The sequence below is a fragment of the Bacillus sp. D7-8 genome, from assembly GCF_052055895.1.
GTDB lineage: Bacteria > Bacillota > Bacilli > Bacillales > Bacillaceae > Bacillus > Bacillus velezensis.
In genome coordinates this window covers 2,932,261-2,945,550 of the sequence record NZ_CP179922.1, presented here as the reverse complement: position 1 = coordinate 2,945,550, position 13,290 = coordinate 2,932,261, and the positions used below count along the sequence as shown (strand labels likewise).

Sequence of the window (13,290 nt, the reverse complement as noted above, 5' to 3'; positions counted from 1 at the left end):
AAGTATGTTTCGTTATATTTCTTCTTTTTGGATGTGTATATTTACCCATAATTGCCGATATGAAGGGTAAACACGCAAGAGGAGATATAGCAGATGAAAAAAATTGTGCAAATCATCAAGCAGAGATCGCTTACAAGAAAACTGCTCATTTCTTTTTTGGCCATTCTCATTCTTCCTATTTCAACGTTGGCTTTTATCGCCTATCAATCGGCGGTAAGCACGCTTGACAGGCAGATGATGGGAAGCGCACTAGATAATGTGCAGCAGATTAACGATATGATCAACACAAGCATCAGCCAAAAGGAAGACGGAACGGCATATTTCAGCGACTGGCTCACCAAGGATCGATACAAGCCGAAAAACCAATCGCAAATTACCGATAAATTCACAGAGTACATGAAGATCAATAAAGACGTGGAATCCATTTATACGAGTGACACGGAAGGACATTTCACACGGTATCCGGATCTGCAGATGCCTAAAGGATATAATCCGATTGAAAGAGACTGGTATAAAAAGGCCGTGGAAAATAAGGGGAAAGTTGTTGTAACAGATCCTTACCGCACGGCTTCCACCAATACGATGGTCGTGACGGTCGTTCAGCAGACAAAAGACGGCTCAGGAGTCGTCGCCATCAATATGAAAATCGATGAGCTTCTGAAAACGACAAAGAAAGTGAACATCGGAAAATCAGGCTATGCTTTTATCCTGACGAAAGACAAAAAAGTGGTCGCCCACCCGAACCGCACATCAGGCACAGTATTAAACGGGGAGTGGGCTGAACAGCTGTTCAGCAGCAAAAAAGGTGATTTTCAATACAAATACGACGGCCAGGAAAAGAAAATGGCTTATGATACAAACGGGCTGACAGGCTGGAAGATTACCGGAACAATGTATCTGGACGAAATTCATGAAGCGGCCCTGCCGATCCTTCATCTGTCCCTGCTCGTTCTCGTATTAGCGATTGTGATCGGAACCATCGTCATGGTGCTGATTATCCGTTCAATCACAAAACCGCTCAAGCAGCTTGTGACATCATCGAAACAGATCAGTGAAGGCGACTTAACAGAAACGATCGAGATTCAGTCAAAAGATGAATTAGGCGAGCTTGGCAAAAGCTTTAACAATATGGCCGCTTCGCTCAGGTCTCTCATCCATGCCATCCAGGATTCCGTGAATAACGTCGCATCTTCCTCAGAGGAGCTGACGGCTTCAGCGGAGCAGACAAGCAAGGCAACCGAACATATCACACTGGCGATCGAACAATTTTCTAACGGAAATGAAAGCCAAAGTGAAAATATTGAAAGCGCGGCGGAACATATTTACCAAATGAACAGCGGGCTTAAAGATATGGCGAAAGCATCTGCCGTCATTACCGAATCCTCTGCCACATCAGCGGAAGTCGCCAATTCAGGCGGAAAGCTCGTCCACCAGACGGTCGGCCAAATGAACGTCATTGACCGGTCAGTGAAAGAAGCTGAACAAGTGGTGCGCGGACTTGAAACAAAATCAAAAGACATTACAAACATTCTCCGTGTCATTAACGGAATCGCTGATCAGACAAACCTTCTTGCGCTGAACGCGGCAATTGAAGCCGCGCGTGCGGGTGAATACGGCCGGGGCTTCTCAGTCGTCGCCGAAGAGGTCAGAAAACTTGCGGTCCAGTCTGCCGATTCAGCGAAAGAAATCGAAAGCTTAATTATAGAAATCGTCAACGAAATCAATACATCTCTCGGCATGTTCCAATCCGTCAACAAAGAGGTGGAGAGCGGACTGGATATTACGAATCAGACCGAAACGAGCTTCAAACGGATTTCTGAAATGACGAACCAGATCGCCGGAGAAATTCAAAATATGAATGCGACGGTAGAACAGCTGACAGCAGGATCTCAGCAGATTTCAGGAGCTTCTGAGCAAATCGCGTCCATCGCAAAAGAAAGCTCCGCCAGCATTCAGGATATTGCGGCCTCTGCCGAAGAACAACTGGCTTCAATGGAAGAAATCAGTTCGTCTTCGGAAACGTTATCCCAAATGGCGGAAGAATTACGTGATATGACGAAACGATTTAAAATAGATTAATAGGTCATAGAACACCCAAATGTGCTGTTTGGGTGTTTTTTTTAGTTTTTTTAATAAATCTTTTGTCCTATCTGACGATATTAGATTTAGCTTTTCAAAGAAGGAGACTGAAAAAATGAAACAACTGATACATTGGATCAAACAGCCATCCATCAGCAAACCGCTGATCGCGGCATTTTTAGCCGTATTGGTGCTTCCGGTCGGCATACTCGCCTACTTCAGCTACCAAACGGCGGGGAATTCACTAGAAAGCGAACTGACCCACAGCGCCCAGGGAAATGTCAGCGAACTGAACAGCGTGCTGGAAAACATGCTTGAGGGTAAGCTGAAAGCAATTGACTACTACAGCGAATCAATCACAAAGGAAAAACTGGAGACGAAAAATAAATCGGTACTGCTTGACAAAATGAAGCAGTATGTCACCGTAAATGACGATGTCGCGTCAATTTACGCCGCGTCTCGCGACAAAGCGTTCGTGAAATATCCGTCCGTTGACATGCCGTCCGATTATAATCCGCTCACGCGCGAGTGGTATACAAAAGCGGTTGAAAAAAGCGGACAGCCAGTGTTTACCGAGCCTTATAAAGACGCTGCAACCGGACAGACGGTCGTTACGATTGCCCAGCAGACAAAAGACGGATCAGGCGTTGTGGCGCTTGATATTAATCTGGGCGACCTGCTGAATGCCTCCCAACGCGTCCAGATCGGTCATAAAGGATTTGCCTTCATTACAACGGGAGATAAAAAATACATCGCGCATCCGACTATAAAAGCGGGAACGGAAGGCTCCGGAGAGTGGACGGAAGAAGTATTTTCCAAATCAAGCGGATCGTTTGAATACATGTTTGAAGGACAGCAGAAGAAAATGGCCTTCACGACAAACAAACTGACGGGTTGGAAAATCGCCGGCACATTTTTTGTCAGTGAGATCCATGACGCAGCCTCGCCTGTCATGAAAATGGCGCTGATCATCCTGGCGGTTTCTCTTATCGTCGGCGGTATTTTAATCGTTTTTATCATTCGCTCGATTGCAAAACCGCTCAAAAAACTTGTTTCGACATCAGCTAAAATCAGTGACGGCGATTTAACGGAAGTCATTGACATCAAGTCAAAAAATGAATTCGGGCAGCTCAGCCAAAGCTTCAATGAGATGTCGGCATCACTCCGGTCTGTCATCGGCGTCATCCAGTCATCCGTCGAACATGTCGCTTCTTCATCCGAAGAGCTGACGGCATCCGCCGGACAGACAAGCAAGGCGACAGAGCATATTACACTGGCGATTGAACAATTCTCAAACGGAAACGAATCACAAAGCGAGAAATTGGAAGAAAGTGCTGATCACCTTTCCCAAATGAATGCGGGCATTGCCGAGACGGCGAATGTATCGGCGGAAATCACTGAATCCGCCATCCAAACCTCTGAAACGGCCGGAAGCGGAGAAGAATTAGTGGCGAAAACGGTCGGCCAGATGAAAACAATTGATCGTTCCGTACAGCAGGCGGAAGCGGTTGTAAAAGGGCTGGAAACGAAGTCGCACGACATTAAGAGCATTCTCAACGTCATTAACGGCATTGCCGATCAAACAAATCTGCTTGCCTTAAACGCTGCCATTGAAGCGGCCAGAGCAGGCGAATACGGGCGGGGCTTCTCCGTCGTTGCGGAAGAAGTGAGAAAGCTTGCCGTACAATCAGCCGGCTCCGCGAAGGAAATCGAAACGCTGATTCAGGAAATCGTCAAAGAAATCGCCACATCGCTTTCCGTATTCCAAGCGGTGAATCAAGATGTGAAGGAAGGCCTCGATATTACGGATCAAACGGCCGAAAGCTTCAAAAAAATCTCAGAAATGACGACTCAGATTTCAGGCGCCTTGCAGCATATGAACGGAACGCTTGAGAAGCTTGCAGCCGGGTCGCAAAATGTGACAAACGCGGTGGAGGACATTACCTCAGTCGCCAAAGAAGGGTCCGCCGGCATTCAAGACATCGCCGCCTCAGCTGAAGAGCAGCTGGCCTCCATGGAAGAAATCAGTTCATCCGCCGAAACGCTTGCGCATATGGCTGAAGAACTGCAGCAGGTCACACGGAAATTTACGATTCAGTCTGAAGACGAAGAACAGCTGTAGCGAGCTGTTTCTTTTCCTCATTTTAAAAAAGCGATACACTAGTATAAAAGAAGGGAGTGGCAGTGATGAGATTAGAAGGCAAAAAAGTCATAGCGCTTGTCAGTGACGATTTTGAAGACTTAGAGCTTTGGTATCCCGTCTACCGGCTGAGAGAGGAAGGCGCGATCGTTCATTTAATAGGAGAAGAAGCGGGCCGTTCATACAAAGGAAAATACGGCGTGCCTGCGACGGCGGATTACGATTTTAAGAGCCTGATTATTCAGGAGTATGATGCCGTGCTCGTGCCCGGCGGCTGGGCTCCTGACAAACTGCGAAGATATCCCGAAGTTTTGGACATCATCCGTACGATGAACGAGCAGAAAAAGCCGATCGGCCAGATCTGCCATGCGGGCTGGGTGCTCATATCTGCGGGAATTCTCGCAGGAAAAAAAGTAACGAGCACGCCCGGCATCAAAGACGACATGACAAATGCAGGGGCACAGTGGCTGGATGAAGCTGTCGTAACTGACGGCCACATTGTATCAAGCCGCCGCCCGCCCGACCTTCCGCAGTATGCAAAAGCGTTTGCTGACCTGTTAGCGTCCAAATGAAAAACATCCGCCCGAATCCGGGCGGATGTTTTTAGTTTTGATCGGCGGGAAAGACAATTCCGATTTGTTTTCTCGCTTCTTCCATAATGCTTGCCGTAATGAAAGAACGTTCAAATGTATTTTCGGAAGACTCCCGCTGTCCGTTTCGAAGAAGATTGATGAATTCAGCCGTTTCGTAGTACATCGACGGTTTCAGATCAGGGACTGAAATGTCTTCCGTCCGGCCGTCACGATAGCGGATTTCCGCCCGTTCCGGTCCGTGAATGCTGTCCAGAACGATCGTGCCGTCTTCACCCTGAATTTCCGCCGGGGCAAACGAATTTGAGATTTTCGAATGCATCAGCACCGCTTCAAATCCGTCGTATGACAGAATGACCGTGCCTTCGCCGTCAACGCCGGATACTAGTTTATGACCGGTCGCAATGACGTTTTTCGGTTTGCCGAACAGGACGACGGCCGGATAAATGCAGTACACGCCGATGTCCATTAACGAACCGTTCGATAATTCAGGATTAAACGCGTTTAGCACCGTACCGTTTTTATATGCATCATATCGTGATGAATATTGGCAGTAGCTTGCCGTGAATCTCCTGACGGGTCCGATTTTATGTAAGTGGTTTTGAAGCATGCTGAAGTTCGGCAGGAACGTTGTTTTCATGGCTTCCATCAAGAGAACGCCGTTCGTTTTGGCTGCGTGAATCATTTCATCCGTTTCCCTTGCGTTAGACGCAAACGGTTTTTCGCACAGTACATGCTTGCCGTGTTCCATAAAAAGGACCGCCTGCTCTTTGTGAAATGCATTCGGGCTGGCGAGATACACCGCGTCATAGGCTTTGCTTTCCGCCATTTCTTTCAGGCTGGTGAAATAATGAGCAGCGCCGTGTTTGCCGGCGAATTCCGCCGCGCGTTCCTCAGTTCTGGAATAAACCGCCGTTAATTGAAAATCATCAATAGCAGAAGCCGCCTCCAGAAATCGTTCTGTAATCCAATTCGTTCCGACTGTTGCAAATCGAATCATTGCTATCGCTCCTTCTATGTATTGGCTTACATTATAGCTTTTTTTCTGAGAAACATAAATGGAAAAAAGGCTGCCAGCTAAAGGGATAGGAAAAATTCCCATAGAGACCGGTTATTATTTTTCATTACAGGAACGATAGTGTACAATTTAAGTAAAATACATATGATGGAGGAACAATAGTGGAAACATTGCAAACATGGGGCGGCAGATTTAAACAGTTTTTCTTAGACAATAAATTTGTCTTGTTTTTGCTTGTATTGCTGCTCATCGGTCTCAATATCCTTGTCTTTATGAAGACATCATTTATTTTCACACCTATTATCGTCCTGCTCAAAACGATTGCGCTCCCCGTCATTTTGACAGGAATTGTTTATTATCTGCTTAATCCGATCGTAGATATATTGGAAAAAATAAGAGTGAAAAGAGTCTATTCCATCCTGCTCCTTTACCTCATTATTATAGGGCTGATTACGATTACGGTCGTTTCAATTATTCCGTTTTTAAAGGAACAGATCATGAGCCTGATCGACAATCTGCCGAAATATGTGGATATTGTTGAAGATCAGACGAAAAGCCTGATCGGAAGCGATTTTGTAAATCAGGCGCAAAAGACGATGAATATCAACATTTCCGATCTTGCTAATAAAGTATCGGCGCAGGCGGCGACAATTGCAAACAGCACATTTACCGGAGTCGGGAATTTTATCGGCGCGCTGACGGAAGTGATTATTTCAATTGTGACCGTGCCGTTTATTCTGTTCTATTTGCTGAAAGACGGCAAAAAACTGCCGATTTATATCTTAAAGTTTGTGCCCACCCGTCTGAAAGAACAAACGTATACGATGCTTAGTGAAATGAACCACAGATTAAGCTCGTATATCAGAGGACAGGTCATCGTCAGCTTCTGCATCGGGTTTTTATTATTTATCGGCTATCTGATTATCGGACTTGATTATGCGTCACTGCTTGCGGTCATTGCCGCTTGTACGAGCGTTGTTCCGTATTTAGGGCCGACCATTGCTATCACGCCGGCGATTATTATCGCGTTGGTCACTTCGCCCCTTATGCTGCTGAAGCTTGCGATTGTATGGACCGTTGTCCAGCTCGTGGAAGGGAAATTAATTTCGCCGCAGATCATGGGGAAAAATCTTCACATTCACCCGATTACCATCATCTTTGTTCTGTTAACCGCCGGAAAGCTGTTCGGGGTTGTCGGCATTATTTTAGCCATCCCGGGGTATGCGGTCATCAAAGTGGTCACGACCCATCTGTTTGATTGGTTCAAAATGCGTTCGCATTTATATGAAGAAGAAAAAAATGATGCTGGATCGAAGTCATAAAATCGGAACGGACATGATATTTATTATAAGACAGGCTTTCCTTCAGAGGAGAGCTTCTCTTTTGTAAATGATGAATGAAGGGAAGAATGGGATGACACTATGGGAGATGTTCACAGCAGCCGTTTTGGGAATCGTGGAAGGGCTGACGGAGTACGCGCCGGTTTCTTCCACGGGACATATGATCATAGCGGATGACATCTGGCTGAAATCCGGAAGCCTGATGAATCCGGAAGCCGCCAATTCCTTCAAAGTGGTGATTCAGCTCGGTTCGATTCTGGCGGTGGCCATTGTGTTTAAGGATCGGATATTACATTTACTCGGCCTCAAAAAAAACGTCACGCGCGATCAGCAGAAGGGATACAGGCTGACCATCGCGCAAATCGCCGTCGGTCTTGTTCCGGCGGCGGTGCTCGGCTTTTTATTTGAGGATTTCATTGACCGCTATTTATTCTCCGTCAGAACGGTCGCTTACGGATTAATTGCCGGAGCCGTGCTTATGCTTATAGCGGACTGGATCAATAAAAGGAAAGAAACGATCGATACGGTAGACAGAATCACCTACAAACAGGCTTTCTGTGTCGGATTATTCCAGTGTCTCGCCTTATGGCCCGGATTTTCCCGCTCAGGCTCAACGATTGCCGGAGGTGTCATTGTCGGCTTGAATCACCGGGCAGCCGCAGACTTCACCTTTATTATGGCTATTCCGATTATGGCGGGCGCAAGCCTTCTGAAGCTGGTGAAATACTGGAGCAGTCTTTCTTATGACATGATTCCGTTTTTTCTAGTCGGCTTTATCTGCGCCTTTGTCGTCGCCCTCTTAGTCGTCAAATTTTTTCTTCGGCTCATTAACCGGATTAAGCTTGTCCCGTTCGCCATTTACCGTGTCATCCTCGGCATCATTTTAATCATGCTCGTGCGATAAACGAAGAGGCCCCTCGGAGGGTCTTCTTTTTATGTTCGAAAAGCGTCTCAGGAAAATATGAGCAAACTGAATTTTCTGCTTGAAATTCATAGAAGAGTCGTCTATAATAAAACATGACGTTACAGCACGGGGCCATAGCTCAGCTGGGAGAGCGCTACGCTGGCAGCGTAGAGGTCAGGGGTTCGAGCCCCCTTGGCTCCATACCTTTAAACCCTTATTCTATAAATAAGGGTTTTTTTGTTTTTTCATCTTCTGCGGCAGCCTCTATGTTCTGCTTCATTTCTAACAATTCAAAATAAAGGAAAGAGAGAAAATGAAAAAGAAAATCTATCTTCTACTAACTCTTTCAGCGGCACTGGCACTTCTTTTAACAGCGCTCCCGGCTCTTTCTCCCATCGTCTTCACGTCTGCTTCAGAAAAAGGAGCCATCAGGCATGACATTTATAAAAAAGGATATCCGTATCAAAGCTACTTTGCGATTCTTCGAAAAGAAGAAGGCGGCGGAGAGGCCGGGAACCTTTATTATGTAAATTGGTTCAATTGGAAAGATGATACCGGACAGACGCCGCACGTATGTTATTCAAAAAAATCGTCCGAAGGCGAGTACAAAGTAAGCTGCGGAACCGGACCGTAATGATCAAGAGCCCCTCTCCAATGAGGGGCTCTTTCTGTCGATGCCGCTCTGGCTCTCCGTTTAATATCCCCAATATAACGGCGTATCATAATGCCGATACGGATCATTCGGATAATGCGTATTTGGCTGATAAGGCGTATTCATATCATGAATCCCCGTGTTTTCAGTCTGTCCGCAGTATTTATCGGGACCTATCACAGTTGATTGCCGGATCGGTGAAACGGCTTTTTCCCACTCATGCTCATTCAGACAGTACGTATGCGCCATGATCTCAGGCGGCGTCAGACGGAGAATATCCGAGCCGTATATCACTTCAGGCGAAGGGGCGTCAAATATGGCCAAAAGGTGGGTTTTGTCTGAAGTGGCGACTTCATAATGCCACCACCCCTGCGGAACATTCGCCACTTGTCCTGAAGAGATCGGATAATTCCGTATTTTCTGGGTGAACGGATTCAGCATCGACACCACCGCGGAACCCGAAATACAGTACACCAATTCAGCGGCGTTTTGATGGGTATGCGGTTCAATCACATTTGTTTTGCTCAGAAAGATATCTAATAATGAAATATTTTCAAGCGTGTTTAACTGTTTAATCCCCAATACATTGATAAAGTTCCGAGCATCTTTCGTAAAAAAACGGCTCTCATTCACATTATAAGTGAACTGTGTATTCGGAGACGTGTAATCGATATCGGAAACCATGCACTCCCCCGCTTTCATCTTTAAACGTATATTCCCAAATATATGTGTCCCTGTTTCACCGGGTGATAAAAAAGGAGGTAAAATCCATAAATTCCAAATCCAACACAATATTGTGACGACTTTTTTAAAGATTCATTTTAAATATATCTTTTATTCAAAATATCTCTTACTATAAAGATATATTGAAAATACATCTTTAGAAGGGTTGAGGATTAACATGCTGGATGAGAGAACAATAGACATCATCAAAAGCACAGTACCCGTATTGCAAACACATGGAGAAAACATCACCGGACGCTTTTATAACCTGATGTTTCAAGATCATCCCGAACTGTTAAATATGTTTAACCAAACGAACCAAAAGAAACAGACTCAGCGCGCAGCATTGGCAAATGCAGTCATTGCGGCTGCGGCGAATATTGATCAATTAGAACAAATCATTCCGGCGGTCAGACAGATCGGCCATAAACACACAAGCATCGGTGTAAAACCGGAACATTATCCGATTGTCGGAAAGTATCTGCTTCTGGCAATTAAGGATGTGCTGCAGGATGCCGCAACTCCTGAGATTATGCAGGCATGGGAAAAAGCTTACGGTGTTATTGCGGAGGCTTTCATCGGCATTGAAAAAGACATGTACAATGAAGCCGGATGGCAGGGGTATAAAGAATTTACGGTTATACAGAAAACGAAAGAAAGCAAAGATATCACATCATTTTATATCAAACCGAGCGACGGCTCTTCGCTTCCTGGATTTGAAGCGGGACAATATATCAGCATTAAAGTGCGGATTGCGGATTCTCCTTATACGCACATTCGCCAGTACAGCCTGTCTGATGCTTCTCAAAAAGGGGCATATCGGATTTCTGTGAAAAAGGACGGAGCGGTTTCTTCTCATCTCCACAATGAAGTTCAAGAGGGAGATAAACTTGAAGTCAGCGCACCCGCCGGGGATTTCAAGCTGTCTTCTGCCGAAAAACCGGTTGTTCTTATCAGTGCCGGTTCCGGAATCACGCCGATGATGAGCATGCTGAAAACAGCCGCCGAAAAACAGCCGGAGCGTGCCGTTACTTTTATTCATGCCGCGAAAAACGGAGAGTACGCCGCGTTCCGCAAAGAGGCTGAACAAGCTGCGGAGAATCATCCGAATATTAACGTCATTTATGTATACAGTGAACCGGCAGAACAAGACCGCTCAGGAGACAAGCCTTTTTACAGCGGCAGGATTGATCAAACCTTCTTGGAGCAGCTTCATCTGAATCAAGATGCTGAATTTTACTTGTGCGGATCAGCGCAGTTTATGACGCAAATGAAAGATATGATTCTTGCACTCGGGTTTGACTCTGATTCCGTTCAATATGAATTGTTCGGCCCTCAGCTGAGCATGGCATAACAAAAAAGACTCCTCAAAGAGGAGTCTTTTTTATTTGCACAATGTGTTCTTTCTCCGTCTTTTTCCCTATTTTATTGAAATTTTCATCAATGACCAGTAAAATTATAAATCTAGTGATTCCGGAATTAAAGGAAGGTTGATATGAAAAAGAAAGCAAAGACCAAAAGGGGGCTTGGGTGCCTTTTTGCTGTATCTCTTATATTCGGATTATTTCTGGTATCAATGGTGTTTTCGAAATTCATAGTGACGGAAGAAAAACCGCCTGAAGAGGTGGACGAGCAGCAGGTCTTTATTGACAGCCTTTCCGGGCATGCTCAGATTTTATATGAGAAATATCATGTCCTTCCGAGCATCACCCTCGCACAGGCCATTCTCGAATCGGACTGGGGGAACAGTGAGCTTGCGGGGAAAGCGCGCAACCTGTTCGGTGTAAAAGGTGATTATAAAGGAAAACACGTCACGATGAAAACGGATGAATTTGAAAAAGGAAAACGAAAAACGATTCGGGCAAAATTCCGTAAATACAGCACGTTTTTTGAATCAATGGATGACCATGCCAAATTATTTGTCAACGGAACGTCTTGGAATAAAAAGAAGTATAAGCCTGTCATTGAAGCGGACAATTATAAAACAGCGGCGGCTGCCCTTCAAAAATCCGGCTACGCCACAGACCCCGGCTATGCTGAAAAAATTAAAGATGTCATAGAAACCTATAATCTGAATGAATATGACAAAATCAATGCCTCTCTTAAAGCAGTTGATATGAAAGGCGCCATCAAAGACCACGCCATTGAAGACGTGTGGTCCAAGCCGTCGAAAGAGCGGCATTCTATTAAACTGGCATCGGCGCAAAAGTTTACCGGCCAGCATATTAAAGTCGTATCTGAAAAACAAAACGGAGAATCCGTCTGGTACCAAATTCAAGTGAAAGATGAGCTGATCGGCTGGGTTGACCAAACCGCCGTCCAGTTAAGTGAAGAAACATAAGCATCAAAAAAAGCCGGCAGCCCGCCGGCTTTTTTACATTCCTTCAGTTTCAAACCTTTTAATATCACGTTTATGCCCCATCAGCACAAGGCAGTCACATTCATGAATGACAGTCTCCGGAGAAGGGGACAGCTGAATGTCTCCGTTATGTTTCAAGGCGAGAATGGTGCAGCCGAATCTGGCCCGGACGCCGAGCTCAAGAATGGATTTTAAATGCAGCTTTTTCGTGGCTGAAAGCTCCACGATGCTGTATTCATCTGACAAATCAATATAATTTAAGACGTTTTCATCCGAAAGGCTTTGCGCAATCCGCACGCCCATATCCTTTTCGGGATGGATAATACGATCAGCACCGATCTTTTCAAGCACTTTGTGATGATAATAGTTTTGCGCTTTCACCCAAATATTAGGGATGTTCAGCTCCTTCAATAACAGCGTCGTCAGCGTGCTTGCCTGAATGTTGGCGCCGATTGCTACGATGACATATTCAAAATTTCTGATGCCGAGCGACTGAAGCTCGCTTTCTTCCGTTGAATTTGCCCGCACAGCATGCGTGGCATAAGAGGAGTATGCGTTGACCCGCTCTTCGCTGATATCGACCGCAAGCACCTCATGCCCCATTTTAAAAAGCTCTTTACAGATGCTTCCGCCGAAACGGCCGAGTCCGATGACGGCAAATTGTTTATTTTTGATTTTTCCCAATCCTCATAACTCCTTAAGAAACTGTTTTCGTCACTCCAAATACAACAAACAAGAATGTACTCCTGTTTCAAGGGTTTGTCAATGCGAGAGCCGGAAGAAAGAAAACAGCACAAAAAAAGACCGGCTGACAAGCGATGGGCTTGTGCCGGTCTTTTTTTCGCAATTATTTGCAGTTGCAAGGCTGTGTCGGCGGTGTGCTGCGTTTTTGAACAACAATTGTGTCCTCAGCATAGAATTTAGAGCCGATGCTTAATGATTTATTTTCTGCACGGAACTTATATGTACCTGCAGCAGGCAATGTTTTATTATTAAGAGAAAGCTTGAATTCCGCTGCGCCGAGCAAATCAATGTTTAACGGAAGTCTGACTGTTTTGCCGTTATTCAGAATCTGTCTTTCACGCAAAGCGTGTCCGTTGACTGTATCTTTTGTTGTAGCCGCAAATCCGCTAGGAAGGGTAAATTCCATAACGCCTAAGCTCAGGATCGTGTTCGGACGGTACGTCAATTCGATATCAGAAAATGACCATTCCTGCTGGCTGGCACCTGTATATTTTGCAAATAAGGTAGCAGTCGCTTTCGTGGACATTTCCGGCTCGTGAACGGTTGAGCCTGACTCAGCGGCGAATGACGCTGTCGGCAGAGAAAGAAGCAAAACCAGGCCGAATAAACTTGCCATGACAGTTGAGAAAAATTTCTGTTTCATTTTCATAAATCCCCCTAAAAAAAAATTTGTTGATTGTTCTTAAAAAAGAACGACCATACCTATAAAAATTTACCATCAATTTTAATGGAAGTAAATGG

Annotated in this window: 12 protein-coding genes and 1 tRNA gene; 9 read left to right on the top strand and 4 right to left on the bottom strand. The window is 45.4% G+C overall.

Translation table 11 applies throughout. The annotated features are described in order from the left end of the window. The first annotated feature begins 93 nt into the window (after positions 1-93). The 3 genes from tlpB (ACKTRM_RS14435) to ACKTRM_RS14425 all read left to right on the top strand — a co-directional run bounded on the left by tlpB (ACKTRM_RS14435) (position 94) and on the right by ACKTRM_RS14425 (position 4,791). Positions 94-2,079 carry a methyl-accepting chemotaxis protein TlpB gene (tlpB, locus tag ACKTRM_RS14435; protein WP_012118284.1) on the top strand — a complete coding sequence of 662 codons (1,986 nt, stop codon included), beginning with the start codon at positions 94-96 and terminating at the stop codon, positions 2,077-2,079. 19 nt (positions 2,080-2,098) lie between these two features. Then, entirely contained in the window at positions 2,099-4,201 is a 2,103-nt protein-coding gene (gene tlpB, locus ACKTRM_RS14430; RefSeq protein WP_437339753.1) for a methyl-accepting chemotaxis protein TlpB, read from the top strand. 65 nt (positions 4,202-4,266) lie between these two features. Beyond that, positions 4,267-4,791, top strand: coding sequence for a type 1 glutamine amidotransferase domain-containing protein (locus ACKTRM_RS14425; protein ID WP_003152143.1), 525 nt, complete (start codon positions 4,267-4,269; stop codon positions 4,789-4,791). A gap of 31 nt (positions 4,792-4,822) precedes the next feature. On the opposite strand, the gene ACKTRM_RS14420 is transcribed toward ACKTRM_RS14425, so the two are convergent. After that, complete coding sequence (locus ACKTRM_RS14420; protein WP_012118282.1) at positions 4,823-5,809, bottom strand: Gfo/Idh/MocA family protein; 987 nt, start codon at positions 5,807-5,809, stop codon at positions 4,823-4,825. A 179-nt stretch (positions 5,810-5,988) separates the two neighbouring features. On the opposite strand from ACKTRM_RS14420, the gene ACKTRM_RS14415 reads away from it, so the two are divergent. From ACKTRM_RS14415 to ACKTRM_RS14400, 4 genes are all read left to right on the top strand, one after another. Then, the gene (locus ACKTRM_RS14415) at positions 5,989-7,149 is read left to right on the top strand and encodes an AI-2E family transporter (protein ID WP_007408629.1); all 1,161 of its coding nucleotides are present in this window, start codon (positions 5,989-5,991) and stop codon (positions 7,147-7,149) included. Between the two features lie 91 nt (positions 7,150-7,240). Then, complete coding sequence (locus ACKTRM_RS14410; protein WP_007613337.1) at positions 7,241-8,071, top strand: undecaprenyl-diphosphate phosphatase; 831 nt, start codon at positions 7,241-7,243, stop codon at positions 8,069-8,071. Between the two features lie 128 nt (positions 8,072-8,199). Further along, a tRNA-Ala gene (locus ACKTRM_RS14405) sits at positions 8,200-8,272 on the top strand. A gap of 112 nt (positions 8,273-8,384) precedes the next feature. After that, on the top strand, positions 8,385-8,705 hold the full coding sequence (locus ACKTRM_RS14400) for a hypothetical protein (RefSeq protein ID WP_012118281.1): 321 nt from the start codon (positions 8,385-8,387) through the stop codon (positions 8,703-8,705). Positions 8,706-8,765: 60 nt separating this feature from the next. Here ACKTRM_RS14400 and ACKTRM_RS14395 read toward each other — a convergent pair whose 3' ends face one another. Continuing rightward, on the bottom strand, positions 8,766-9,407 hold the full coding sequence (locus tag ACKTRM_RS14395) for a cupin domain-containing protein (RefSeq protein WP_012118280.1): 642 nt from the start codon (positions 9,405-9,407) through the stop codon (positions 8,766-8,768). A gap of 217 nt (positions 9,408-9,624) precedes the next feature. Between ACKTRM_RS14395 and hmpA the strand changes: the two genes are divergently transcribed. Beyond that, entirely contained in the window at positions 9,625-10,800 is a 1,176-nt protein-coding gene (gene hmpA / locus ACKTRM_RS14390; RefSeq protein ID WP_012118279.1) for an NO-inducible flavohemoprotein, read from the top strand. A gap of 141 nt (positions 10,801-10,941) precedes the next feature. After that, complete coding sequence (locus ACKTRM_RS14385) at positions 10,942-11,787, top strand: glucosaminidase domain-containing protein (protein WP_007410172.1); 846 nt, start codon at positions 10,942-10,944, stop codon at positions 11,785-11,787. A gap of 33 nt (positions 11,788-11,820) precedes the next feature. Here ACKTRM_RS14385 and ACKTRM_RS14380 read toward each other — a convergent pair whose 3' ends face one another. Both ACKTRM_RS14380 and bslA read right to left on the bottom strand, forming a co-directional pair. Then, positions 11,821-12,489 (bottom strand): potassium channel family protein, encoded by a 669-nt coding sequence (locus tag ACKTRM_RS14380; RefSeq protein ID WP_012118278.1) that lies wholly within the window; start codon positions 12,487-12,489, stop codon positions 11,821-11,823. Between the two features lie 163 nt (positions 12,490-12,652). Beyond that, entirely contained in the window at positions 12,653-13,192 is a 540-nt protein-coding gene (gene bslA / locus ACKTRM_RS14375) for a biofilm surface layer hydrophobin BslA (RefSeq protein ID WP_015240450.1), read from the bottom strand. Between the last annotated feature and the right edge of the window lie 98 nt (positions 13,193-13,290).